This is a genomic window from Candidatus Paceibacterota bacterium, assembly GCA_035452965.1.
Classification (GTDB): Bacteria; Verrucomicrobiota; Verrucomicrobiia; order Limisphaerales; family UBA8199; genus UBA8199.
Genome location: DAOTCE010000039.1, coordinates 1 through 24,670 on the forward strand (window position 1 = coordinate 1; position 24,670 = coordinate 24,670).

Sequence of the window (24,670 nt, forward strand, 5' to 3'; positions counted from 1 at the left end):
GTTCCAAGGGGAGGGGATGGCCGCAAGGCCATCCTCTTACCCGGCGGGCACCACGCTTTTGCCCCCGACCAAAGGCTGGCCGTGAGGACCGATAGAACCGGCCGAGGCGGCGGATGTGCGTTTTGGGTCGGCCAAAAAAGCGCCTGAAAAGACACTTCCCGGCCCGCCGAGGGCCGGGAAATCCGAAGCCCGAAGTCCGAGATCCGAAGGAAATCCGAAATCCGAAATTCGAAGGACGAAGGGCTTTGGCGGTCCGTCTCTCCACACCGAGCCGGTGAGGCCGAGTGGTGAGAGGCTGAATTGGGGGCGGGAGGCGTCGTTGGCCAGGGCGCAAGCCCTGGGCAACGTTGGCGAACGCTGGGGGGCGAAGGAGGAAGGCGACCGCGGATGACGCGGATGACGCGGAAAGAGGAGCCCCTCTCCCTACCCTCTCCCCGCCGCGCGGGGAGAGGGGTGATTATGTTTCAGGGGACGTTACCCAGGGCGGCGCTGGCGCTGGCCCTGGGCTATTGTCGGGTCGCTCCTACGGAGCTTGGAAGTCCTTTGGTTGGAGGGCTGGTTCGTCTTCGGCGGCGGCTTCCCGGTCTGAAGCTGCCAGCCTTCTGAGGTTCTTGTTCTTCCAGTAGTGGCTGATTGCTTTTGTTACCGCGTCCAGCCACTGGCGGTCAGAGAGCTGCTGCTCGATGACGCAGGTGGCGAAGTACTTGACGCCGTTACGCTTCGGCTTGCCGAGGGGCTGGAGAAGTCTGGCTGCGACGAGCACGGCTATGTCGTCGACAGAGCAGCTTAAGAGAGCCGCCGTTTGCTCGGAGGTGAGCCTGGCCGGCAGGCGGCGAACGTTGAGCGGGTCGAAGAATTTCCGCGCGGTTGATGGACTTAGCATTTGTGTAACCTTTGTTTTGATTTGTTGTGGCGGCCGGCGTGCGGAGAGCTCCGCATGTTGCGCCGGCCGCTCGGTCCGGAGTGTAAGCGGTGGGTTGGGGGCCGGCGTTGGTGCGGCTTGGACGCGGACGTGAGAAGGTGAGTCATGATGGATGACGTTGAGAGAAGGTTGTTGAGAATCCTGAGTGCGAGCGCGAAGCAGCTCGCGGCCGTTGATCGCATTCTTGAGGGCGAGGCTGAGACTGGGCCGGAGCCACCGAAGGGGCCGTTGCTGATGATGATCAAGGACGCGGCGGAATTGCTCGGCGTCCACCGGGCCACGATCTGGCGGTTGGTGAAGGCGGGCCGGCTGGAGGGGGTAGAATTGTTAGGGGCGGTCCGCGTCCGGCGCGCGGATGTCGAGGCCCTGGCGGGCCACGTTACGAGGGGCGGTTAGTCCTCGGCGGGGGGATGGGCGGCGGCCCAGAGGGCACGGTGGAGCTGGAGCCACTCTTTGATGGCTTGCGGGAGGCCGATGTCGTAGCCGAGCTCCTTCGAGCGAAGATATTTGTGACGGAGGATCTCTTCGCGCTCGAGCATGAAGAAGCGCCAGAGCTTGCTGTTGGCGATTTCGCTGGAGGGCTCGGGGGCCGTGCCTTGGGCTTTCTCGTCTTCCTGCTGGCGAGCGAAGTCGTCCAGGGCAGGGATGGCGAGGAGCAGGAAGTCGTAAACCGCCTCCGTGAGGTCAAGGGGCTTGATCGGCTCCGGGCCTGGGGTGGATTGCGGCTCCAGGGGAGACGCGCCGTTCTTGCTGACGGCGTGCTTGGCGATGAGAGCCATGAAGCGGCTGCGGGCCAGGCCGTAGGACTTGGCGCATTTGTCGATCTTGGCAAGCAGGTCCCTTTCGAGGGAGATGCAGACGGACGTATTCGTTGGCGATCGCTCTTTCACGACGTTCCTCATGTTAAACTGCCGGTTTGGCAGTGGTCAACAGCATAAAAGCGTAATATTTCTCAATAAAACAGGGGGGTTGACATGGGCCTTCACTCTCTGGTATTCTGCCGGGTAGCTGTGCGAAAAGCTACACGTCATAGTGCCATTGTCGTTGTGCCTTTTTTCCGACTGGACCGGGCATCCAACTGCACACTGCCTTACCGCCCTGAACCCCTGATTATCTTCAAAAACGTCCCTATTACGTTCTATTACGGGAGAATATACGCGGATCGTGTGGATTTGGCAATAGGCGTCACACGAATGTAACAGACCCATGAAACTTAGGCCGGCAGGGGCGTGAGCGGGCGCGCCGGTGAAAGAAGAGAGGAATACCCCAGTGAGCGTAAAGAAAAAGACACGTCAGTCCCAGCAGAGCGGGGACGATGAAATGATGAGCAGGCAGGAGCTGGCCGATTGGCTGAAGGTGTGTGTAGGGGCGATAGACCGTTACTGTCGAAAGGAAAAGCTGCCGTTCATCAAGGTTGGGCGGCGGGTGCTTTTTCGGCGGCGGGACGTCGAAAGATGGCTGGAGAAGCGATTGAAGAACGGGGAGGGCGGCGGGGAGAAGTAGGCATTGAGCCGTGGGGGGGGGATGGATGGTGGGGCCCTCTCCTCGGGAAGGAGGAGAGGGCCCGGCGCTTCTTTGGGGCGAGCCGGGGCTCCGGGGATTACATCGGAATAAGTGACATGAGAAGAAGAGCGAGAAAGACGGACGATTGGGAATACGAGTCCGAGGTCCACACGGCGTCGAGGTGGACGATGACGCACTTCAATGAGGGGTACTGGAGCATCATGGGACTGCTGAAAACGCCGTCCGATGGTTTCACACGGGATGAGGTGATGGGGGTCGCGCCGAAGGAGGAGGCGGAGCGGATCTGCGAGGCTCATAATGCCGAGGTCAAGGAGCTGCGGGAGATTCAGGCGGCGCTGCTGGCTGTGGTCAGGAAGCTTGCCAAGTCGTACGGGCCAGGCGGGGCTGTCAGCGAGCGGCTGTGGATGGAGGCGCGCGCGGCGCTGAATAAGGCGACGAGGGTGGGGCGTGACGCGTAATACGCGGCGCGTATTGGCGGTGGATGGTCCGTACTGATTGATCGAAACATCGCGCGCAGCGCGGCGGCGCAAGGGTCTGGCGAGGGTGGGCGAGGATTTGGTGAATTCTCGCAAAAAGCTGGCTAGTCATCCTGTGCGTTTAGTTCTCCATTTTTTGTCGCGTTTCGGCGCGGGTTCGGCTTCCGGGCGAGTCACAAGGAGAAACACTGAGTCCTCAGGAGTCATAAGGAGTCATAAGGAGTAATGCCCGGGATTTTGGCCCGTACCCGGGGGCGGGTCGGGTTGGCGGAGAGGTGGCCTTATTGTCTCCGCGTGCGCACGAGCAGAACAAATTCGGCGACACGGAAGAAGCGGCAAGGTCTGAGGCGGACCGGTCGAAGCAGCAGTCTGCGAGCGGAGAGCCTTGATGGGCTCAGGGCTGGTAAGAGGAGCGAGGGAGGAAAGGGGTTGGATGGTTAGGAGCCGATGGAATGAAGAGCGCTCCTCCCAACGGGGATTCAGTCCGGGTCGCGCAGGCATCGCCAAAGGTGTTGGCGGTAGTTGCCAAGGCGACTGCGGAGATGGGAGCGGCGGCAGGGGCGGCGGGAGCGGCGCCGGGCGAGACGTTGATCGGGGCCTGGTTTGTGTACTGGTCGGCGGGTGGCGGCGTGCGGGTGGCGAACGGGTGCGGGTGCTGCGGCAGCCAGGAAGTGGTGGCGGCGCTGGCCGTGATGGGGGATAAGCTCGGGGAGGTGGCCAAGGGGAATTGCGAGCTGCGGAAGGATGCGGACAGGTTGCAGGTGGAAAACGACGAGCTGCGCGGGAAGCTGGCGGACCGATTCTTCGATTTTGCGCTGGAGGTCAGGAAGGATGATTTCTGGAGGTTCGCGGTGATCATGGCGCTGGGGAACCGGAAGGCGGCAGCAGAGCACTTGGAAGTGGCCGAGCGGAGTTTCTACGGGCAGATCGATCGGTGGAAAGGGGAGCGGGCGCAGGGTTACCAGACAATGCTGCGCCTGATCGCCTGGCGCAAGAAGGCGGGGCGGTGCAAGAAGTTGCAATTGCCGGATTCGATCGCGTCCGGGGGAACGGACGGGAAACCGGAGAACCCGGAGACGCTGGGGCAGGTGCTGGAACTGATCAAGGGCGCGGAGAACGTGGACTATCCGAGGCTGCTGGTGATGATGTTGTCGCTGCTGCGGATGCAGAACCCGAAGAACTGGGCCAAGGTGCGGGACGAGCTGGTGGAGGTGATCGGGGCGGAGCTTTCGCAATAATTGCCGCAACTGCCGAAAAAGTTGCAATTGCCTGTGATACAGGGAGTAACGCGAGGTTGCTCCCTCTTTTTATGCCCTAATTCGGCAATTTTCCGGACTGGTAGGGTGACGAGACAGTCTCGCCACGCTGGAAAAACAAGAACGGAAAATGGCAGCGAATCTTAAGAATCCGAACGAGCGCCTGATGCGGTTTTTGCAGGCGACGCCGGAGCAGCAGGCGGCGATTGACCGAATCCTTGACGGAAGAATCCCGGTGGAGCCGGAGCCGCCGAAGGGACCGCTGTTGATGCTGATCAAGGATGCGGCGGCATTGCTCGGCGTCCACCGGGTCACCATCTGGCGGTTGGTGAGAGCGGGGCGGCTTGAGCCGGTGGAGTTGCTGGGGTCGGTGCGGGTTCGGCGCGCCGATGTCGAGGCCATCGCGGGCACGAAGGAGGCGCCCGCTGGCGCGGGAGGTCCGAAGTCCGAAGTCCGAGGCCCGAAAACAAAGGGGGAAGCGCCGGAATGAGAACCACGAAGACGGATTTGCGGGTGGTGCGGTGCGCGGAGCGGTTGGCCATGGACGAGAAGCTGGTGGCGGAGGCGATCAAGGCTGTGATTGAAGCGGGGATCGTGTTTCTGACGCGGAAGGGGCTGGCCGTGTTGCTGAAGGCCTCGGTTCGGACGGTGGATGAGATGGTAGCAAACAACGAACTGAGGGTGATGCGTCCGGGCGGCGTGCTGGTGCGTTTTTATCTGCCGCATGTGGTCGAGGATTTGGAGAAGGCGGCCGGTAAGCGGCTGGAGAGGTTGAAAGTGACCAGTGGCCAGTGGCCAGTGAACAGTAGCGGGGAAAAGGCAGGGAGCACCTCACCCAACCCTCTCCTCAAAGCGGAGAGGGTGCCTACGGCCGGCGCGCAGGGGACTGCACGCCGTACCAACGGGAGGAAATCGTGAATAGCAGGGAGAAAGGCAAAAGGGGCGAGCGGCAGTGGCGCGATGTGCTGGACGCCAACGGTTACCCGGCTAGACGGGGACAGCAGTTCAGCGGCGCCCCGGATAGCCCAGATGTGATTTGTGATGCGCTGCCGTGGGCGCATTTCGAGGTGAAGCTGTGCGAGCGGTTGGATCTGTACGCCGCGATGGACCAGGCCCGGCGCGACTGCGGCGGGCGGGCGCCGTTCGTGGCACACCGCCGGAATCATTGGCCGTGGCTGGTGACGATGGAGGCGGAGCGCTTTTACCGGCTGCTGAACAGGGACATGACCGGCGACTGGGCGGAGCGGATGGGTGCCGGAGCACCGGAGGCCGCGTTGGCCGGGCTGGCCGGGTTGCTATGGGAGGTCGAGGAGACCAAGCGGCTGACTATCCATGAAAGGGTGGCCAATGCGAAGCGACGGGGGGCCGGGCGGCCAGCGGTGATTGCCCACCGTCGCGCGGTGGAGCCTCCTGCCGAAGCCGGTCCGTGGCTGATCACGATGGAAGCGGAGACGTTCTTCCGATTGCTCAGAGGAGATTCGCTCGCTGGGGGATCGAGCAGCACCGGCAAGACACAAGGATTTTGGTGGCGGCGCTCAGCGGAGCCCCAGGCGGGGCTGTCGCGGGCGCCCTACCGGAAGCAGAAACAAGAGAAACCAACAATGAATCCCGCGCTCTGACGGGCGCGGTTCCAGAAGAACGAAACGTATGATCATCAAAGGAAACAACAGCAAGTTCGAGGCTTGCCCGGAATACACGGGCAAGGGTGTGTGTGTGGACGCGACGCCGCTGCGCAAGCAGCAGAGTCAATTTGGCGAGCGCGACGTGTTCAAGCTCGTGTTCGAGGTGGACCTGCTCAAGACGGACGGCAGCCGTTACTGCGTCTGGTCTAAGAACTTTACGCCTTCGACCAATGAGAAGGCGAATTTCCGGAAGTTCGTCCGTGGGTGGTTCGGGCGCGATTTGACCCGGGCGGAGCTGGAGGACTTCGACACGGAGTGCCTGATCGGCAAGCCGGCCCAGCTCGTGGTGGTGCAGGAGCACAAGGACGGCGAGACGTACGCCAACATCGTCGCCTGCACTCCGGACAAGTCGGGCGAGCCGCTGAAGCCCAGCGGGAAGTATGTCCGCGTGAAGGATCGTCCGCCCAGGGACAGTGGTCAGAGGTCAGAGGGCGGAGGTCAGAGCGGGTACAGGCGGGCGGAGCAGCCGGGGTCAGAGGTCGGAGGTCAGAGGCCAGAGGTCAGTGATCATGCGGCGGTGAAGATCCACGTGGGGCGCTGCAAGGGGCTTGAACTGCGCGACCTGGCGCCCGAGCAGGTGCAGGCGCTGGTCGAGAAGTGGCTGCCGACGGCGAAGGCGAATGCCAAGCCGACGGCGGATGACAGGCGGCTCATGGCCGCGTTGGAGTGGTGGGCCGCCGCGCGCGAGAGGGAGGAGGATGACGTCGCGTTCTAGGCGCGCGCGGAAATCCGAAAGTGAACCACCGATGAACACGGATTTGCACAGATCCCTCACCCCAGCCCTCTCCCCCGCGACGGGGGAGAGGGAGGATGTTCTTTCGGGGGCGTTACCCAGGGCGGCGGCCGTGGCCGGCCTTGCCCTGGGCTGATTTAACCTTGCCCTTTCAGGGCTGCAGAATGAGCCGACTGACGTCGGCTGAGTGAGAGGGAGAAGACGGACCGTTCGGCGAACGGTCCCTACCTAACAAAATATGAAGACGATCTATTTCGATACTGAGACAGGGCCGCTGCCGGAGGCGGAGCTGGCGGTCATGGTGCCGCCGTTTGACCCGGCCGAGGTCAAGGTGGGCAATTTGAAGGACCCGGACAAAATCGCGGCCAAGCTGGCCGAGGCCGAGGCGGCGCATCGGCGCGAGTTCGTCGAGCGCGCGGCGCTGGACCCGCTCACGGGGCGGGTGGTGGCGATCGGTTTGCTGTTTGAGGACAGCGAGTTGGCCGTGATCGGCCATGACGATGAGGCGGCGACGCTGCGGGAGTTCTGGGAGGTGTGCCGGGGCGAGATGGGACGCATCAACCGGATGATCGGCTTCAATACGCGGTTGTTCGATTTGCCGTTCCTGATCCGGCGCTCGTTCAAGCATCGCGTCCAAGTGCCGTACGGAATTCGGCGCGGGCGGTACTGGGGCGACGAGATGGTGGACTTGCGCGAGGAGTGGCAACTGGGGGACCGCCAGGCGCGGGGTTCGCTGGACACCATCGCTAAGCACCTTGGCGTTGGTCAGAAAAACGGCCACGGGGAGGATTTCGCCCGGCTGTGGCAGACGGACCGCGAGAAGGCGCTGGCCTACTTGCGGAATGATCTGGAGCTGACGGGCCGGATTGCCGAGGCGCTGGGCGTGGTCGAGTCCCCGGCGGTGACTTACTGAGGGTTTAACCACAGATGAACACGGATTCGCACAGACGCCCCTCACCCCCGGCCCCTCTCCCCATCGAATGGGGAGAGGGGAGATGTTCTTTTTCGCTGGTTAACCCGGGGTGGCGGCCTGGCGGCCTTACCCCGGGCTACCGTCTTGAACCCCGCTGGGGTTCTCAAATTGGGCCGACGAGCGTCGGCATAGAAAGGAGTTGAGAAATGAGACCACATGTTTCTCATTCACGGGGACGCGCGATTGGCGCGCATTCTGATGGTGCTCAGTGGCACACCGAGGACGGCGTGCCGATGCCTTCGGTTCTGTCGGCCACGGGCGGGGCGCGACCGACAACGCTGAGCGATGCGCGCGAGCTTGGGCTGCTGCCGAGCGTGAGCAACATCCTAGAGGTGGTGCACCTGCCGGAGCAGGAAGTTTGGAAGCAGGGGCAAGCGGTGCTCTTGGGGCTGACGCTGCCGCGGCGGGAGGGGGAAAGCGTGGATGCCTACCTCGAGCGCGTGATGGAGGCGCGGAGCCAGGCGGCAGTGGGCTTTGGCACGAAGCTGCACGGTTGGGCGGAGCGGCTGGCGAGGTGGGTTGAGGTTGACCCGGCTGATCCGCGGGCTCCGTGGATGAGGCTGCTCCGTGCCTGGTTCCTGGCCAACTGCGTGCGGGTGGTGTGGGCGGAGAGGCCGCTGGTGAACCGGGAACTCGGTTACGCGGGCGTGGGGGATTTGTTGATCGAGCACCGGGCGCACGGGATAACGCTGGTGGACCTGAAGTTGCAGAACGTGAAGGAGGGTGAGGGGCCGTCCACCTACAGATCGTGGGGTTACGAAATGGCGGCGTACCGGGCGGCGCTGGGGGAAAAGGTGGTGTGCGTGACCCTGATCATGAACTCGCGAGAGGCACATGCGCCGATCGAGGGGCGCTGGAGCGAGGAGCAGATGGAAATGAACTGGCGGGGGTTTCGGGCGGCGCGGGAGCTGTGGGTGGTCGCCAACAACTACGATCCCACGCAAAAACGGGAAGCAGAAACCGGGAAAGCAGAAATGGGGGTATCGATAGCCGATAGGCAATAGCCCATGAATCCGCTTTTGTATCCCGCAGTGATGAAGAAGGTGTCGTGCCTGGGCCGGCGCGGAGAAGTTCTGCAAGGCATGTGGGAGGGAAAGGGAATGAAGGCGATTGCCGCCGAGCTGGGCATCAGCGCCAAGACCGTGGAATACCACCGGGCGAATTTGTATCGGCTCTTTGAGGTGCGCGACCCGGTGAGTTTGTGCCGGCGGGCGATGGCGCTGGGGCTGATCAGGCCGGATTCGGCGGTGAGAGCCGAGGGGCCCCTCCACGTGCGGGATTGAACGAGTATGCAAGCGGACTTGAATTTTGGCATTGCCGGGGCAGACGAGACGCCCGCCCTGCATTCACGCTGGCCGGAGTGGGAGGCGGTGGCGGCGGAGAACCGGTTCCAAGCGGCAGCGCTGGGCGGTCGGAATTGTTTTCTGACGGGCATGGGCGGCACGGGGAAGACGACGCAGCTCAGGGCGTTTATCGAGGCGGTGGCTCGGAAGGTGGATGTGACGGCGCCGACAGGGGTGGCGGCGCTCAACGTGGGCGGGATGACCATTCACCGGTTTTGCGGGATGATGCTCGGGCCTCAGCCCGGGCAGTCGGACGAGGAGTGTTTCGCGCTGCTGCAGCGCGACCGGCGCCGCTCGATCCTGGTGGGGTTCAACCGGGTGCGGCGGTGCGAGGTGCTGGTGATTGATGAAATCTCGATGTTGCCGGGGCGGCAGTTCGATTTTGTCGAGTTCCTGTTCCGGCGATTGCGGGGCCGCGATGAGCCGTTCGGCGGTTGCCAGGTCATCGTGACGGGGGACTTCCTGCAGTTGCCGCCGGTGCGAACCAGTGAGGCGGAGCCTTACGACTGGGCTTTCCAGTCGCCAATCTGGGAGGAGGCGGAATTCAAGACGATCGTTTTGGATACGGTGCGGCGGCAGGATGAGCCGGGCTTCGTGGCCGCCCTGGCTGACTTCCGCGTTGGGCGCGTCCGGGGCAACTCGGCGCGACTGCTGCAGACGCGCGTTCTGAATTTCCCGCCGGCGAACATGCCGCGGCTGTTCACGCATAACGTCCAGGTGGACAAATGGAACAGTTACCAGCTTTCGGAGTTGCCGGGCGACGAAAGCGTTCTGGAGGCGGAGCAGAGCGGGCCGGAGCACCAGCGGGCGTTTCTGACGAAGAACCTGCTGACGCCGGCAACCCTGCGGGTGAAGCGTGGGGCGCTGGTGATGTTCACCGTGAACCGGGCGGTGCCCGGTGCCCAGAAGCCGCTGTTCGTGAATGGCCAGATGGGGACGGTCGAGGATGTGCAGCCCGGGGCGGTGCTGGTGAAGAGCGGCGGGGCGCTGGTGCGGGTCGAGCCGTTTTCTTGGCGGTATGACTCGCAGGACCCGGACTCCGCGGCGTTCACCCAGTACCCGCTGCGGCTGGCCTGGGCGATGACGATTCACAAGGCGCAGGGGCTGACGCTGGATTCGGCCTACCTGGATATTCGGGCGGCGCGGGAGCCGGGGCAGGCCTATGTGGCGGTGTCGCGGGTGCGGACGCTGGCCGGGTTGCAGTTCAAGGAATGGTTCAAGGGCGTGCATGTGTCGCCCGAGGCAATCGAGTTTTACAGGCAGGCGGCGTGATTAACCACAGATGACACGGATGAACACGGATGTTTTAGCCGCTGGAAGGCGCAGGGAGTCATTTCTTCTTGAGAAAGACGACGCGAGAGACCCCGCGATTGTGAGGGACTTTCTTCCGAGCCTCTGCCAATTCCGCCGCGGTTGCCTCATCACTAAGGACTTCGTAGATGCCGAGATACGTGTACTTGCCGCGCTTAAGCTTCTTGACGAAGAGGGGTACTTCCACGGTGTCGTTGGCGAGGGTGTTGCCCCACTCCTTGGTGGGGGAGTCGCCGCCGACCCATACCTGAGCGCGCGAGTCAAAAATGCGGGGATTGTAATCCTTTCGGAGGCGGAGCGCGCGGATGCGGGAACCGTGGATCACAGTCCAGTGGAGCACGGGATGGTTCTGCTTATAGAGGGCGGCTATGTCGCGGTACGTGTAATCGTGGTCGAGCTCTGGCATGGAGGGACTGTGGCATGAGGGAGACAATGACGGAAGGCAAATTGACCGCGCTGAGGGAATCTGCGTTGAACAGGCTGGAGGCGTTGCTGGGGGAAGGAACTTTCTTCGTGCCGTGCGAGTGGGGCACGAAGAAACCGATCCTGACATACGTGGACCGGCCTTTCGAGGGGACCAAGACGCCGGCTTACCGGGCATTGTTCGAGGTGGAGCCGACGAACATCGCGGTTTACCTGGGCAAAGCCTCGGGTGGCTTGTGCGCGATTGATTTCGATGCGGATGAGGATTTGGCGGCGTTTCTGGCGGTGAATCCGAAGCTGGCAGGGACGCTGCGGTCGCGCGGCAGCCGCGGTGGGATGGCCTGGCTGCGGATTGAGGGGGAATACCCCGAGAGCTGCAACCCCGAGCACAAGCGGTTTGAGTGGCGGGCGGACAACCGGCTTTCGACGATTTACGGGCGGCATCCGAAGGGGATGGACTACAGCCTGGTGGTGGACGCGGCGCCCGTGGTGGTGAAGTTCGCGGACATTGTGTGGCCGGCCGGTTGGGAGCTGCCGTGGGAAGGCCAGGGGGAGGCGGAGCTGCGGCTGCTTTATGGCGAGCCGTATTACACGAACGAGAAGGGCGGGATCACCGGCATCAATGAAGCGTTTTGGGCGGGGATGTATGCGGCGGAAAACGTCGTCCTGCACGAGCCGGATGAGAAGACTTTTTACCGCTACAACCCGGAGACGGGCATTTATCAGGTCGAAACGGCGGACGTGATTCGCCATGCGGTTTCGTGCCGGATGCTGGAGGCGTCGCGCCAGACGCGAGTGTTCGAGCTGCAAAAGAAGCGCGGCACGGCGACGTTGAGCAACGTGGTGGCGCACCTGCGGGGCATGGTGGAGAAACGCGGGGCTTTCGCGGAGCGGAAGACCGCGATCCACCTGGCCAACGGGGTGATCGCGTTCAGGGAGGGCGAGGCGGAGCTGCGGCCGTTCTCGGCCGAATATCGGTCGCGCAATCGGTCGCCGATTGCGTTCGACGGGGATGCGCGATGCGGCCGGTTCCTGAATGAGCTGGTGCTGCCGGCGGTGCATCCGGAAGACGTCGAGCTGTTGCAGAAGTTCGCGGGCATGTTTCTGCTCGGCGACAACCGGGCCCAGCGGATTCTGATTCTGGACGGCGAAGCCGGGCGGGGCAAAACGCAGTTTGCCAACGTCATGCAGGGGCTGGTGGGGATGCCGAACGTGACGCAGTTGCGCACGAAGCACCTGGCCGAGCGGTTTGAGATGTTTCGCTATCTACGGCGGACGCTGCTGGTTGGTGTGGACGTGGAGGCCGATTTCCTGAGCACGAAAGGTGCGGCGGTGCTGAAGGGCCTGGTCGGCGGCGATTGGTTCGACGCCGAACAGAAGGGCGGGACGGGTAATTTTCAGATGCAGGGCACTTTCAACGTGCTCATCACGTCGAACGCGCGGCTGCGGGTGCGCTTGCAAGGAGACGTGGGCGCCTGGAAGCGGCGACTGACGATCGTGCGGTATGAGGCGCCGCCGCCGGCGAGGAAGGTCCCGGACTTTGGGGCCTACCTGGTGCGGACCGAGGGAAGCGGGATTCTGAACTGGGCGCTGCTGGGCGCGCAGAAGGTGCTGGCGGAAATCCCCGACGAAGGCGGGGATTTGGTGCTGACGGAGCGGCAACGGGGCCTGGTGGAGTCGTTGCTGGCCGAAAGCGACAGCCTGCGACACTTCCTGCAGGAGTCTGTGGCGGTGGACGATCTGGGGGACGCGACTGTGACGGAGCTGGTCGAGGCATACGCCGCCTACTGTCCTGAGCGGAAGTGGCAGGCAATGCCGATTACGGAGGTCCACTCCAAGCTCGAGACGCTCATGCTGGACCTGTTCGGGGTGACGAAGCGGCATGACGTGAAGCGGAACGAGAAGAATCAGCGGGGGTTCGCTGGGGTGCGACTCAGGGAAGTGGGGAGTGCGGAATGCGGAGTGGAGAATGGGGGGGCGGAATGAGCCTGGACGTGCGGCGGCTGGAGAAGGTCCGCGAGCTGGCCGACGGAGTCGTCCAGGCGCGGTGTCCGGCTTGCGCCGAAGGCGGCGGCGACCGGAAGGGGGAACACCTGCGGGTTTACCCGGACGGGCGGTTCGGTTGCTGTGTGCATCCCAAGGACCGGGAGCACCGGCGGCGCATTCATGCCCTGACCGGTGACAAGGCGCCGCGGGTCATCAAGGTGCGCGTGGCGGCGGGGAAAAGCGGCGGGGAGGTCGTCGGCGGCATTCTCGGACGCCTCGGACGGGCCTTCGGAAATCCGAAATCCGAAATCCGAAGCCCGAAGGGGGAATTGAGCGGCTCGGACGCCTCGGACGGGGTCAGGGAAGTGCAGAATGGGGAATGGGGGGTGCGGAATGAGGCTCGGACGCCTCGGACGGGTGTTTCACAGTCCAGCCAAGTTGCTGCGGACAATTCTCGGACGCTACGGACGTCCCTAAACCCTAACGGGTATGAAGAGGTGTTCTTTGGAGATGAGAAGGAAGAGTCCTGTACTTACAAGGAGTTTGCGCCCCCCGTCCGTAGCGTCCGAGAAACCGAGGCGCAACCGGAGGCTGAGCCGGGGTCGGATGGGGGCGTCCGAAGCGTCCGGGAGGCGGTGGAGGCGGCCGTGGAGCCGCCGAAAGTCGCCGAGCCAGGGGTGCGAATGCCCTACTTCGATACGGATGGCACACTGAGGATCCCGTTTAACTCGCCGGAGCGGTATCACTGGTGGAAGCCGCCGCATGACCAGCGGCTGAGGGTGAAGGAGATCATCGCTGAGCTTCGGGCGAGGCAGCAGGAGGTTGACAATGGCACTGATTTTTGAACAGCAGGCGCGCGAGAGCGATAAGGCGTTCGCGGCATTCAGTTTGTATCTGAACCTGGGGCCGGAACGGTCGCTGGAGACGGTGGCCCAAAAGTTCACCAGGAGTTCACGTCTAATCAAAAGGTGGTCGGCGAAATTCGACTGGCCGGCGCGAGTGGCGGCGCACGCCGCGCACCTGGCGACCGTCGAGCGCGAAGCGGTCGAGGTCACCGTGCGGGCGAAGGCGGCGGAATGGGAGGCGCGCGAGCAAAAACTCCGTGAAACGGAGTGGGCGATGCACGAGCGGGCCATCGCCGCGGCGAAGAAGGGCCTGGACGCCTACATGGAGCGCGAGAAGGTGTATGCGAACCTGGCGGACATTGCCCGAATGCTGGAAATCGCCAGCAAGCTGGGGCGGCTGGCGACGGGGCTTGGCACCGACGGCGAGGGGCGCAAGGGGGACGATCTGCCGGCGGTGCGGGTCGAGGTCACGGTCGCGCTCGAGAAGATCTACGGCCAACCACTTCCAGGGGAAGAGGCGGCGCCTCCTGCCATTGTGGATGTTGAAGTGGCTGGAGGGGAGCCGCAGGTGCAAAACAAGGTTTTGGTGGCGCAAACAGGGGATTCGGGAGCGCAAACAGGGAGTCTGGGGTCGCAAACAGGGGAATTGAGGGCGCAAACAGGCGAGGCCGAGACATGACGCCCTGGGAGCGCTATTTCCTGGTCGGGCGGCGGGCTGGCTGCCCGAAGGACCAGATGGACCGGTTTCAAGCGGCGGACGTGGTCCTGCAGGAGCGACAGCTCGCCGCCTCGGCGGCGGCGCGGCTGTGCGACCGGGCCGACGGGCCGACGGCAGTCGGCTACGGCGGGGCCCGGGGCGGCGGCAAGAGTCACTGGCTTCTGGCGCAGATGGGCGTGGATGACTGCCAGCGGGTGCCCGGCCTGAAGTGCCTGCTGCTGCGGAAGGTTGGTAAAGCCAACCTGGAGCACTTCGAGGATCTGCGCCGGAAGTTGTTCGCGAACCTGGGGCATGAGTTTTCGGCGTTTCGGGGTATCCTGACGTTTAAGAACGGGTCGCGCATCATTGCGGGCCATTTCCAGAACGAGAAGGACATTGATGCCTACCTGGGGCTGGAATACGACGTGATCGGGATTGAGGAGGCCACGACGTTGACGGCGCGGAAGTACCAGGACAGCACGACCTGTTGCCGGACGAGCAAGCCGAATTGGCGGCCGCGCATCTACTCGACAACAAATCCCGGCGGCGTGGGGCACGGGTGGTATCGCAAGCGGTTCATCGAGCCGTGGCAGCGGCACGCGGAGACTGAGACGCGGTTCGTCGCGGCCCGGGTGACCGACAACCGGTGGAATAACCCGGAATACATGCGCGTGCTGGAAGGGCTGACGGGATGGCAGCGCCGGGCCTGGCTGGATGGGGATTGGGATATTGCGGCCGGGCAGTTCTTCACGACGCTGCGGCGGGAGGTGCATATCGTTTCCGACTTCGACGAGACCAGGGCGCGGGAATGGTTTTGCGCCCTGGACTATGGGTTTACCCACTACACCGTGGTGCTGCTCGGCTGCACGGATGGCGACGGCAACCTGTTTGTCGTGGATGAGCACGCGGAGCGGCTGTGGCTGCCGCAGCGGCACGCGCCGGCCATTGCAGCGATGCTCGGGAGGCACAGGATAGCCGATCGCCAATTGCAGATAGGCGATCTGAAGAGGTTTGTGGCCGGCGCCGATGTGTTCAGCCGCCAGAGCGACGGGTCAACTGTGGCGTCGCAGTACGCGACGTTGGGAGTTGCTTTGAAACCGGCGAACATGGACCGAATAAACGGGTGGGCGGAGATCCTGCACCGGTTTGGCGATCCGGCGAACGGGGTGAAGCCGCGGCTGTTCATCCACGAGCGGTGTGGTCGGCTCGTGGAATGCCTGCCGGCGATGCAGCACGATCCGAATCGGCCCGAGGATGTGCTGAAGGTGGATGCCGACGAGGACGGCGTCGGCGGCGATGACGCCGCCGACTGCCTGCGGTACCTGGTCGCGACGAAGTCGCGAACGGTGGCGCAGCGGAAGCTGCGCGGCTTGTAGACAAAATGAGGTTAGCAAATGGCAAAGGACATGTAGCGAGTAGCGAGGGCATGTGAGAAAAGAGGTATAGTCCGGTGACAGAACGTTTCTTCAGCGGCGTTCCCCACGCCCACCTCCTTGGCGTCTGTCACCGGGCGGTTTTCTTGTACTGGCGCAGCCCCCTGGGATGGAGGGGGCGAGGCCACGGCGTGGCCGGCGCTCAGGGGGTGGGTGGGCAGCGACCCCGCCTGACTGAACAAAGCAGCGGAGTGAGGGGTGTGGCGTGAAGGATGCAGGAGCGACTGGCGCGCGCACTGCCACCGGACGGGGGGGAAGAGGCCGGTGAAAGCAGTGAGCGTGACAGGCGCGACAGGCTCCCGGCCACAAGACGGTGTTATCTTTAGAGCCGCCAGCACCGGGGGTCCTGCGTCAGCGGGTGCCGGTGCGGTCTTTGCGGCTCTATAGATAACATCCTCTTGTGGCTGGAGCCGAAAGCATCCTTCATGACACACCCCGAACGAAGCGGATCGTAACTGGCGGGGTCGCGGTTCGTGGGGGGCGCGGGGGTCGCGCTGTTCTGGCTTCTGCGGCGGCGGAACGAAGCGATGGCGGGCGTCGGCTGAGGGGATAGGGAGCCGTCGCCCGCTGCGCGTAGTGGAGCCGGCGCAGAGGCCAGACTGACTTTGCCTCAAGCGCCAGTCTGCCAGCTTTCAGCATTAGCTTGCGGTGCTGATAGCTGGCAGTCTGGCGCGTTTCGTTTGGGTCGCGGGGGCACGCGCTATCCTCACTTCTGGGCGGGAGTGCGGAGCGCCTGGCCGTGGCTCAAGGGTTACAGGGTGAGCCTTTAGGCCAAGCGCTCCGCAGTCCCGGCCAGAGGTGAGGCTGACATTGGGGGCCAGCGCATGACCAGGCCGCAGCGGAGGCCAGCGAACTTGAGAGCGTTTCCAAAGCTAGGACTGGTGATGCGCTGGCCGGGGTTGGAGTCTTCGTTCTGGGGGTCTGAGTTTCCACGTGTTCCACACTCCTCCAGGGAGTGTGGCTGATTTGCTGTGGCGTGTTCGGTTCACGGGACGGGCGTTCGGTTGCACTGCGACTGTTTCGACGAATCCAGGCCGTTGGATCGCAGTGAAGACGTCCAAGTTTTACATGGGGGTTCTGAAAGAACCCCTGGTTGGATTGCACGAAGAGCGTTCGAGTTTTAGATGCTGTCTCCAAGACAGCATTGGAAGGAAGCGTGAAGTTATCGCGGGGTTCCAAGGTGGTGTTGTCGGGCGGTTCCCCGAAAGGGGCTACTCAGCCGCCCACGGAGGACGCTGACGACGCGCAGGCAGCCAACCGGAAAGAACGAGCCACTGCCAAACGAACGGCTGCCACCAAGGGAGACGAGGGCGAAACTGAGGGGGCCGACCACACGCAACCCACCACTGCACGGGCAACGAAACGCGCTGGAAATAAAACCCGGCAACGCGACACTGAAAACGCTGCCAACGAACGCCGACCAGGAGATGCCAACGCCTAGCGGCCCTACCGACCTGAAAATGCTCTCTCACACTTTTTTCTTGAGAGAGCATTTTCAGGGCGGTAGGGCCGCGGGCAGCACTGGACGCGTAGGAGAACCCGAGACGCCCGACAGCCCGAAGGAGTCGTTTCAACTAACTTGGTCTTTTCCGGAGCGAGTGGCAGGGCGCATTCCAATTGTTGCAGTAGGCGTGCCAGCCTGTTGGGGGAAAGGGAGGCTGGCGCGACTACTGCATCGTGATTGCGCCCGAACGAAGCGCTCCGGGGGCGTTCGTGGTTCTACGGGCGCTGGTTTCGCGGCGGGCGTTCGATGACGCGAAGCGGTGGGGCGTTCGAACTGGGACGAGCGAAGCAGACAGCGTGACAGGCGGGAGGGTGGCGGGGCGACTGGCGCGCTGACTGCTCGCGGACGTTCGACTTGGTTAAGGAGTATCGACGGCGCGAAGCGGGGGGACGTTCGATGTGGCGAGATGCTGGTTTCGGGACTGGCGTTCGTGGTCGCGAAGCGGTGGGACGTTGGCTCGCGCTGCGACATCCGAATTGCCCAGGGCGAGCAGCCAGCGTGACAGCCCCGCATCCATTAACACCCCACTAACATTGTCTTTGCGGGGCTGGCGCGATGGCTGCGGTCGCGGTGGTTGGGATCGCGGCTGGCGTACATGGTCGTGTCGGCGGAGTGCTGGTTCCTGGTAGTGAGCCGCTGCCTCCTCCACTCGCCGTTGCGAAGCACAGGCGAGTGGAGGAGGCAGCGGCGGTGTACGGCGCCGGGCCTTCTGGAGGGCTTCCCAGGGGCTTGTGGCAACCTTTAATTTTGAGCTTCACAATTAAAGGATGCGGGCTTATCTTTTAATTCGTCCAGTCGGAATCAAAACTTGTTTAATTGTGCTCTATGCTCAGAGGTCTGACAGGTCACTACGTGCCGCTCCCTTCGGCTGCCGGGGAGAAGGCCCGGGCTTTCGTTCCGAATCCGCTTCCGCCTCATCCGCCGCTCGATCTTCAGCCCGAGCTTCAGGAACTTGTGTCGCAGGCGATGCTGAGTCTTGGGAGGCTCGATGGCTTGGCGGCCGTGTTGCCGGATCCAGAGTTATTCATCTATTCCTACGTTCGGAAGGAGGCTGTGCTCTCCTCCCAAATTGAGGGGACGCAATCCAGCCTGGATGACCTATTGCTTTTCGAGAATGACGCCACGCCCGGGGTGCCATTGGATGATGTGCAGGGGGTGTCGAATTACGTTGCCGCAATGAACCACGGGTTGCACCGGCTGAAGACACTTCCGTTGTCGCTGAGGCTAATCAAGGAAATCCATGGCGTTTTGCTATCCAAGGGACGCGGAAGCAAGAAGGAGCCGGGCGAGTTTCGGCGGTCGCAGAACTGGGTTGGCGGCAGCCGCCCCGGCAACGCCATTTTTGTGCCTCCGCCGCCGGACCAGATTTTGGAGTGCATTGGCGCATTGGAGAAGTTCCTGCATAACGACCCGGTCAAGACTCCGGTGCTGATTAAGGCCGCACTGGCGCACGTTCAGTTCGAGACCATTCACCCGTTTCTGGATGGCAACGGGCGCCTGGGTCGTTTGCTGATCACGTTCCTGCTTTGCGCGGAAGGCGCGCTGCGCGAGCCGTTGCTGTATCTCAGCTTGTACTTCAAACAGAACCGGCAGAGGTATTATGAACTGCTCCAGTCCGTGCGGATGACTGGTGATTGGGAAACGTGGCTGCGGTTCTTCCTTACGGGCGTAGCGGAGACGGCCGCCCAGGCCGCTGGCACTGCGCGCGCCCTGATGGAGCTGGCGGCTGCGGATGAGAAGCGAATTCAGGCGATCGGCAAGGCATCGGGTTCTGCCCTGCGGGTGCATCGGGTGCTGCAGGCCCAACCGCTGATCTCTATCGCCGCTGCCAGCAAGAGGTTGAACCTCAGTTTTCCAACGGTAACCACATCTCTTCAGCATCTTGAGAAGCTCGGGGTCGTGCGTGAAACGACCGGCGGCAAGTATGGTCGGTTGTACGCTTACGATCGCTATCTGAAGATCCTCAACGCCGAGAGTTAGTCAGTGTTGGCGGCCTAAGCGAGTGACAGGCGGAGCGCCGGTTGCGCCGCCGAGGCGCATTTGGCGCGGAGCCTGACAGGAGCGGGTGGCGGCGTCTGGGAAGTCGTCAAGGGGGTTGTTGAAAAATATGTTGCAGCGCGGCGCAGCGCAAAGGGGTCTGGGCGCAGCCGTGCGCAACTGATGCTCGGCGCACGTGCGTAGCACGTGAAAAGTCGATGTTAGGGTGGCGGCGATGGCAGTAAATTCGACGCATCCTGATTACGACGCCGCGGCCACAGAGTGGGCGCGGGCGCGTGACGTCCTCGCGGGCGAGGATGCGGTGAAGGCCCGGGGCGAGAATTATCTCCCGCGGTTGGATTCACAGACGGATGAGGAGTTTGCGGCGTATGTAAAGCGGGCGTCGTTCTTCAACGCGACGGCTCGCACTTCTGAAGCCTACCAGGGTTTGATCTTCCGCCGACCTCCGTTTGTGAAATTGCCGGAAGGCGGTTCCGGCCTGGGTAAGGCGATGGAGGAGTTCGCGAATGATTCCGACATGCTGGGGACGTCGTTGACTGCCTACGCGAAGATGGTTGTCGGCGATGTGATTGGGCTGGGGCGAGCGGGGACGCTGGTGGATTGGGAATCGGAGGCGGAGCAGCGGGCCTATGCGGTGTTCTATCGGGCGGAGCAGGTTGTCAACTGGCGGGTGGAGCGAGTGAATGGGCGGAATGTTCCTACTCTGGTGGTGCTGCGGGAGCAGGTGATCGGGAAGCCCGGCCAGGACAGCGATGAGTTCGAGCTGGGGATGGTGGATCAGATCCGCGTGCTGCGGTTGGTCGCGGATGATAATGGCGAGCCGTTTTGTCGGGTTGACCTGTGGCAAGAGCTTGATCCGGGTTCGCGGAAGTTTCGGCGCGGCAAGCGTGAGTGGGTGTTGGTGGAGTCGCACGTGCCGCGCCGGCTCGGGAAGCCGTTGCCGCTGGTTCCGTTTGTGTTCCATGGGCCGCGGCATTCGCGGCCGGATGTGGATCGGGGGCCGCTGGAGGACATCATCGCGGTGAACCTCGACCACTATCGTCTCGATGCGGACTTCAAGCACGGGCTGCATTTCACGGCGCTACCCACGGCTTGGGTGAGTGGCTTCGACAAAGGCGCGAGCCTGAGGATTGGTTCCAGCACGGCTTGGGTAAGCGAGACGCCCGGGGCGACGGCTGGCTTCCTGGAGTTCAGGGGGCAGGGTTTGGAGACCTTCGAGCGCGCGATGGACCGGGACGAGCGGCTGATGACGATCCTCGGCTCCCGGATGCTGGAAGAGGCGAAGCGCGTGGGCGAGACGGCTACAGCGATCGAGCTACGGCAGTCGGGCGAATACAGCATCCTTGGTGGTGTGGCCTTCAGCGTGAGCGAATCGCTGACGCAGGTGTTGCGCTGGGTGTATTGGTGGAACTCGACGGAGGAACTCCCGGATGACGTGAGCGACACGCAGGTGCTGATGCAGCTCAACACGGATTTCAGCACGAAGGGGCTGGCGAGCCAGGATGTGCAAGCGATTGTCGCGGCCTGGCAAGCGGGAGCGATCAGCCAGGACACGATGTACGAGTTGTTCAGGCGGGGTGAAGTGTTGCCCGAGGGCAGAACAAACGAGGAGGAGGCCGCATTGATTGAACAAGAAAGGCGCGAAGACGCGAAGAAGGCTTTGGCGGATGGCACGAGTGGCCAATCGCAAATGGCAGATGGGAAAACCAACGGCACGGCGGGTAGCCGCGCCACAGCGGCGTGAGTGAGTTATGGCACTGAAATTGAAGTTCAAATCGAAGGACGAAGTTCCGGCGGAACAGCAGGCGCTGTACGTGGAGCGGGAAGGCGAGTGGATGCTCGATGTGGATGGCGGAGCCGTGGAGAAGGCGAAACATGATGAGTTTCGGACGGCGAACGTGGCGCTGAAGAAAGAGATCGAGGAAACGCGCAAGCGGTTTGAGGGCATTGATCCAGAGGAGGTGCGCAAGCTGGCCGAGGAGAAGCGGCGGCTGGAGGAAGAGCAGCAACTGAAGGCCGGCGAGGTGGAGAAGGTTTACGAGAACCGGCTCAAGACGGTGCGGGCCGACCTGGAAAAGCAGCTTTCGGGCGTGACGGGGGAGTTGAATACGGCGACGGCGCAGCTAACGCGCATCCAGATTGACCAGGGCGTGATTACGGTGGCGACCAAAAAGGGTCTGCGGCCGACGGCGATCCCGGACATCACGGCGCGGGCGCGCAATGTGTTCCGGCTGGAAAAGGGCGTTCCCACCGCGTTCGAGGCCGATGGGAAGACGGTGCGCGTGGGCAAGGATGGCATCACGCCGTTGAATTTGGAGGAGTGGGTCGATCTGCAGGTCGCCGAAGCTCCTCATTTGTTCGAGTCCAACGCCGGTGGCGGGGCTGCCGGCGACGCTTCCGGGGGAGGCGCAGGGGCGCGAGCAGGCAGGTCCGCGAGGAATCCGTTCCGGAAGGAGACGTGGAACCTCACGGAGCAAATGAAGTTGCAGAAATCCGATCCGCAGTTGGCGGCCCGATTGAGGGCGGCTGCATAGGGGAAGGCAGGCGAGACGCCTGCCCTACTTTGCGGATCACAACCGGAGATTGTGAAGTATGGCTAAGACAGCAGTGGCGGACATTATCATCCCCACGGAGTTTGAGAAATACGCCATCGAGCGGACAGCCGAGCTGTCGCGCTTTGGCAGATCGGGCATCGTCGAGACGGGCGATGCGTTTGACCGGATCGCGGCGCAGGGCGGGCGCGAGGTGAAGATGCCGTTCTGGAAGGACCTGAGCGCGACGCGGCAGTTGCTGAGCGATTCGGCGTCGCTGACGGTGAACAAGATCCAGGCGGACCAGGACATCGCGCGGATCCACAACGACGCGCAGGCGTGGAGCGTGAACCACTTGGCGAGCGTGATCTCGGGCGATGACCCGTTGCAGGCGATCGTGGACCTGGTGGCGGCCTATTGGGCGCGGCAGGACGAGGGCCTGGTCATCTCCTGCCTCAAGGGGATGTTCGCGGCGGCCTCGATGTCGGGGAACCTGCTGGCGATTCACTCGGAGTCGGTGGCGGGGCAGTCCGCTACCACGCGGTTGACGGGGACGACGTTCATTGACGCTTGCGCGAAGCTGGGTGATGCCGCCAGCCGGCTGACGGCGGTGGCGATGCACTCGGCAACGGAGGCGGCGCTGAAGAAGCTCGACCTGATTGACTTCATCCCGGACAGCGAGGGCAAGCCGAGTCTGGCGAGCTTCCAGGGTCGGAGGGTGGTGGTGGACGACAACCTGCCGACGCGGGCTGGTACCACGGATGGGACGGTCTATACGACCTACCTGTTCGGCCAGGGCGCGTTCGCTAAGGGAGTGTCGCCGCTGGATGGCGCGCCGCTGCAGGGCGGGCACGGCACCGAAGGTGTGGAACTGGCGCGTGTGCCGCTGGACAGCGACACGGTGCTGATCAACCGGCGTCGTTACATCCTCCATCCGCGTGGCGTGAAGTTCACCAGTGCCTCGGTGGCTGCTGACTCGCCGACGAACGCGGAGCTGGAGACCTCCAGCAACTGGGTGCGGATCTGGGAGAACAAGAACGTCCGCTTGGTCGCCATCACCCACAATAACTAAGCGAGTGCCGGGGGCCTAGAGCCCTCGGCAATCGCCTTTCCTGAAAGGACACACATATGGGCAAAGAGATTCCGCGCAGCTTCGAGAGGATTCGGAGCGGCGAGCAGATTCAGTATCCGACATTCACGAATGTCGCCGCCGCCGTGGCAGCCGGTGTGACGGCGGCGAAGTTCCCGCGGCGCATCATTCACTTGAGCGCGGGCGGGACTGGCTCGGTGCCGTGCCTGGCCATCAGCGACGGCACCAACTGGAAGCAGGTCGCGATTGGCGCGAACGCCATTTAGGCAAAGCAGAAAGTAGAAAGCAGAAAGCAGAAATGAGTGAGTTGCTGCCAATTATTCGGCGGGTGAGGCGTCCGCTGTTGCCGGTGGAGGGCCTTGCCGGCGGCCATCAGGCGAACGCCAAGCCCGCGGTGGTGCCCGCTGCTGGTTCTGACATCAGTGCGGCCACGACTAAACCCTCCAACCCACCGGAGCCCAAGCAGAATGGCCAAGTTGCTCCATCTCAACCGACCGAATACGCGCGTTAGCAAAGCCCTGCGCGCCTGGTGGGTGATGCGGCGGCAAAAGCGGCGGCGGCGGCAAGGCCAGCCGGAGTTGCCGCCGCTGCCAACGGTGTTGGTGGGTAACGGGTCTTACTATGCCCAGCAGGAATGGTTCAACACTGTGTTTGAGGTGCAGGTGGACCTGGGAGGCTGGCCTGAGGCGATGGTGGAGATTTGGCTGAATGTCAACGAAGGCGGGTTCGCGTTTCTCGATCTGGTCGCGAGCGACATCGGCGAGTATTTGCATGTGCCGGCCGCCTATGGCGAGGAGTTGCTGGTGTACAAGGCGCGGTATCGGAGCGCGACGGGGGAGCTGGGGCCGTTTTCGAATGAGCTGGCGATTCAAATCGTGATCTGAGCTATGGCACTGACACTGATCAAAGAGGATGGCACGGGGAAGGCGGACGCGAACAGCTACGCGAGCGTGGCGGACGGGGACGCCTATTTCGAGGCGCACTTGTATGCGTCGGCGTGGACGGCTGCCACTGCGACTACGAAGGCCGCGGCGTTGGTGATGGCGACGCGGTTGGTGGATTCGCAATACCAGTTCAACGGCTATCGGGCGCATGAGGAGCAGGCGTTGCAGTGGCCGCGGGAGCGGTGCCCGGACCCGGACCGGAATGCAGTGACGAGCTCACTGCAGTCGCCGGTGCTGAGCAGCTTCGTGCCGAATGATGAAGTGCCGAAGGGTGTGGTGGAAGCGGTGTGCGAGATGGCGCGGGAATTGTTGATCGCGGACCGGACGGCGGCGCCGCCGGGTGAGGGGATCAGCTCGCAGCAGAGCAGCACGTCGTCCCACGATTCGAGCGGCGGGTCCAGCAGCCAGACGAGCATCAGCTACAGCAAGGAGGACACGCGGCCGATTGTGTCGCGGGTCGCCCAGGCGATGCTGGCGAAGTATGGGGCGCTGATTCAGGGGGGAAGCGGGAGCGTGCGGCTGGTGAGGGCATGAAGTGGCTTTGGACCATGCTGATGTTGGGGTGCGCTGCTGTAGCGGTCGGCGCTGAGCGGCTGACGCTGGCTTGGGATCCGTCGCCCTCGGCGGGCGTGTCGGGTTACCGGCTCTACTACGGCACGAATACGCGGTCGTATCCGTTCGTGACCAACGCGGGCCTGGTGCTGACGCGGTCGGTGGTGTTGCCGTGGCGCGGGCGTTGGTTCTTTGCGGCGACGGCGTATAGCACCAACGGACTGGAGTCGGACTTCAGCAGTGAGGTGTCGTGGGAGAGCAAGCCGGCGCCGCCAGTGATGACGGGCAAGGCCTGGGTGCGGCTGGCGCCTGTGTTTGGGCGGAGCACGAACTTGGCGGCCTGGGGGAGCGTGACCGGCGAGGCGAGTTGGTTTCCGGCGACGAACCGGATGGAGTTCTTTCGAGTGAACCGGCTCCTGATGGAGCGAGTGATGGTGCCATGACAAA

The 24,670-nt window shown here is 63.3% G+C and carries 27 protein-coding genes; 24 read left to right on the top strand and 3 right to left on the bottom strand.

Annotated features, from left to right (window positions below; genetic code table 11):
• Nucleotides 1-523 precede the first annotated feature (523 nt).
• Nucleotides 524-883 (bottom strand): hypothetical protein, encoded by a 360-nt coding sequence (locus tag P5205_19485; protein ID HSA12548.1) that lies wholly within the window; start codon nucleotides 881-883, stop codon nucleotides 524-526.
• Between the two features lie 144 nt (nucleotides 884-1,027).
• On the opposite strand from P5205_19485, the gene P5205_19490 reads away from it, so the two are divergent.
• Nucleotides 1,028-1,318, top strand: coding sequence for a helix-turn-helix domain-containing protein (locus P5205_19490; GenBank protein ID HSA12549.1), 291 nt, complete (start codon nucleotides 1,028-1,030; stop codon nucleotides 1,316-1,318).
• On the opposite strand, the gene P5205_19495 is transcribed toward P5205_19490, so the two are convergent.
• Nucleotides 1,315-1,824, bottom strand: coding sequence for a hypothetical protein (locus P5205_19495; protein ID HSA12550.1), 510 nt, complete (start codon nucleotides 1,822-1,824; stop codon nucleotides 1,315-1,317). The genes P5205_19490 and P5205_19495 overlap by 4 nt on opposite strands.
• Nucleotides 1,825-2,191: 367 nt before the next feature.
• Between P5205_19495 and P5205_19500 the strand changes: the two genes are divergently transcribed.
• The 11 genes from P5205_19500 (at nucleotide 2,192) to P5205_19550 (ending at nucleotide 10,181) form a co-directional block, all read left to right on the top strand.
• Nucleotides 2,192-2,425, top strand: coding sequence for a helix-turn-helix domain-containing protein (locus P5205_19500; protein HSA12551.1), 234 nt, complete (start codon nucleotides 2,192-2,194; stop codon nucleotides 2,423-2,425).
• Nucleotides 2,426-2,541: 116 nt separating this feature from the next.
• Nucleotides 2,542-2,904 carry a hypothetical protein gene (locus tag P5205_19505; GenBank protein ID HSA12552.1) on the top strand — a complete coding sequence of 121 codons (363 nt, stop codon included), beginning with the start codon at nucleotides 2,542-2,544 and terminating at the stop codon, nucleotides 2,902-2,904.
• Between the two features lie 470 nt (nucleotides 2,905-3,374).
• Nucleotides 3,375-4,160, top strand: a complete 786-nt coding sequence (locus P5205_19510; protein ID HSA12553.1) for a hypothetical protein — start codon at nucleotides 3,375-3,377, stop codon at nucleotides 4,158-4,160.
• A 148-nt stretch (nucleotides 4,161-4,308) separates the two neighbouring features.
• The gene (locus P5205_19515; protein ID HSA12554.1) at nucleotides 4,309-4,668 is read left to right on the top strand and encodes a helix-turn-helix domain-containing protein; all 360 of its coding nucleotides are present in this window, start codon (nucleotides 4,309-4,311) and stop codon (nucleotides 4,666-4,668) included.
• Nucleotides 4,665-5,096 carry a hypothetical protein gene (locus tag P5205_19520; protein ID HSA12555.1) on the top strand — a complete coding sequence of 144 codons (432 nt, stop codon included), beginning with the start codon at nucleotides 4,665-4,667 and terminating at the stop codon, nucleotides 5,094-5,096. The genes P5205_19515 and P5205_19520 overlap by 4 nt, the downstream gene beginning before the upstream one ends.
• Nucleotides 5,093-5,797 (top strand): hypothetical protein, encoded by a 705-nt coding sequence (locus P5205_19525; GenBank protein HSA12556.1) that lies wholly within the window; start codon nucleotides 5,093-5,095, stop codon nucleotides 5,795-5,797. The genes P5205_19520 and P5205_19525 overlap by 4 nt, the downstream gene beginning before the upstream one ends.
• Nucleotides 5,798-5,825: 28 nt before the next feature.
• Nucleotides 5,826-6,575 carry a hypothetical protein gene (locus P5205_19530; protein ID HSA12557.1) on the top strand — a complete coding sequence of 250 codons (750 nt, stop codon included), beginning with the start codon at nucleotides 5,826-5,828 and terminating at the stop codon, nucleotides 6,573-6,575.
• Between the two features lie 256 nt (nucleotides 6,576-6,831).
• Nucleotides 6,832-7,506, top strand: coding sequence for a ribonuclease H-like domain-containing protein (locus P5205_19535; GenBank protein HSA12558.1), 675 nt, complete (start codon nucleotides 6,832-6,834; stop codon nucleotides 7,504-7,506).
• 293 nt (nucleotides 7,507-7,799) lie between these two features.
• Complete coding sequence (locus tag P5205_19540) at nucleotides 7,800-8,570, top strand: hypothetical protein (protein ID HSA12559.1); 771 nt, start codon at nucleotides 7,800-7,802, stop codon at nucleotides 8,568-8,570.
• Between the two features lie 3 nt (nucleotides 8,571-8,573).
• A complete protein-coding gene (locus P5205_19545) occupies nucleotides 8,574-8,849 on the top strand; it encodes a LuxR C-terminal-related transcriptional regulator (protein HSA12560.1) in 276 nt (91 codons plus the stop codon).
• Between the two features lie 6 nt (nucleotides 8,850-8,855).
• Nucleotides 8,856-10,181 (top strand): AAA family ATPase, encoded by a 1,326-nt coding sequence (locus P5205_19550; protein ID HSA12561.1) that lies wholly within the window; start codon nucleotides 8,856-8,858, stop codon nucleotides 10,179-10,181.
• 58 nt (nucleotides 10,182-10,239) lie between these two features.
• On the opposite strand, the gene P5205_19555 is transcribed toward P5205_19550, so the two are convergent.
• Nucleotides 10,240-10,626: a hypothetical protein gene (locus P5205_19555; GenBank protein ID HSA12562.1), complete on the bottom strand. Its 387-nt coding sequence runs from the start codon at nucleotides 10,624-10,626 to the stop codon at nucleotides 10,240-10,242.
• A gap of 26 nt (nucleotides 10,627-10,652) precedes the next feature.
• Here P5205_19555 and P5205_19560 point away from each other — a divergent pair, with 26 nt between their 5' ends.
• The 12 genes from P5205_19560 (at nucleotide 10,653) to P5205_19615 (ending at nucleotide 24,666) form a co-directional block, all read left to right on the top strand.
• Complete coding sequence (locus P5205_19560; protein HSA12563.1) at nucleotides 10,653-12,629, top strand: bifunctional DNA primase/polymerase; 1,977 nt, start codon at nucleotides 10,653-10,655, stop codon at nucleotides 12,627-12,629.
• Nucleotides 12,626-13,474 (top strand): hypothetical protein, encoded by an 849-nt coding sequence (locus P5205_19565; GenBank protein HSA12564.1) that lies wholly within the window; start codon nucleotides 12,626-12,628, stop codon nucleotides 13,472-13,474. Before P5205_19560 ends, P5205_19565 begins: the two co-directional genes overlap by 4 nt.
• Nucleotides 13,458-14,153: a hypothetical protein gene (locus P5205_19570; GenBank protein HSA12565.1), complete on the top strand. Its 696-nt coding sequence runs from the start codon at nucleotides 13,458-13,460 to the stop codon at nucleotides 14,151-14,153. Before P5205_19565 ends, P5205_19570 begins: the two co-directional genes overlap by 17 nt.
• A complete protein-coding gene (locus P5205_19575; protein HSA12566.1) occupies nucleotides 14,150-15,547 on the top strand; it encodes a terminase family protein in 1,398 nt (465 codons plus the stop codon). The genes P5205_19570 and P5205_19575 overlap by 4 nt, the downstream gene beginning before the upstream one ends.
• A gap of 2,386 nt (nucleotides 15,548-17,933) precedes the next feature.
• A complete protein-coding gene (locus P5205_19580) occupies nucleotides 17,934-19,088 on the top strand; it encodes a Fic family protein (GenBank protein ID HSA12567.1) in 1,155 nt (384 codons plus the stop codon).
• Between the two features lie 232 nt (nucleotides 19,089-19,320).
• Entirely contained in the window at nucleotides 19,321-20,850 is a 1,530-nt protein-coding gene (locus P5205_19585) for a DUF4055 domain-containing protein (GenBank protein ID HSA12568.1), read from the top strand.
• A gap of 7 nt (nucleotides 20,851-20,857) precedes the next feature.
• On the top strand, nucleotides 20,858-21,640 hold the full coding sequence (locus P5205_19590) for a hypothetical protein (GenBank protein HSA12569.1): 783 nt from the start codon (nucleotides 20,858-20,860) through the stop codon (nucleotides 21,638-21,640).
• A 58-nt stretch (nucleotides 21,641-21,698) separates the two neighbouring features.
• On the top strand, nucleotides 21,699-22,709 hold the full coding sequence (locus tag P5205_19595) for a coat protein (GenBank protein ID HSA12570.1): 1,011 nt from the start codon (nucleotides 21,699-21,701) through the stop codon (nucleotides 22,707-22,709).
• A 56-nt stretch (nucleotides 22,710-22,765) separates the two neighbouring features.
• Nucleotides 22,766-22,993: a hypothetical protein gene (locus P5205_19600; protein HSA12571.1), complete on the top strand. Its 228-nt coding sequence runs from the start codon at nucleotides 22,766-22,768 to the stop codon at nucleotides 22,991-22,993.
• A 201-nt stretch (nucleotides 22,994-23,194) separates the two neighbouring features.
• Nucleotides 23,195-23,611, top strand: coding sequence for a hypothetical protein (locus tag P5205_19605; GenBank protein HSA12572.1), 417 nt, complete (start codon nucleotides 23,195-23,197; stop codon nucleotides 23,609-23,611).
• Between the two features lie 3 nt (nucleotides 23,612-23,614).
• Nucleotides 23,615-24,205, top strand: coding sequence for a hypothetical protein (locus P5205_19610; GenBank protein ID HSA12573.1), 591 nt, complete (start codon nucleotides 23,615-23,617; stop codon nucleotides 24,203-24,205).
• Nucleotides 24,202-24,666 carry a hypothetical protein gene (locus tag P5205_19615; protein HSA12574.1) on the top strand — a complete coding sequence of 155 codons (465 nt, stop codon included), beginning with the start codon at nucleotides 24,202-24,204 and terminating at the stop codon, nucleotides 24,664-24,666. The genes P5205_19610 and P5205_19615 overlap by 4 nt, the downstream gene beginning before the upstream one ends.
• Nucleotides 24,667-24,670 lie beyond the last annotated feature (4 nt).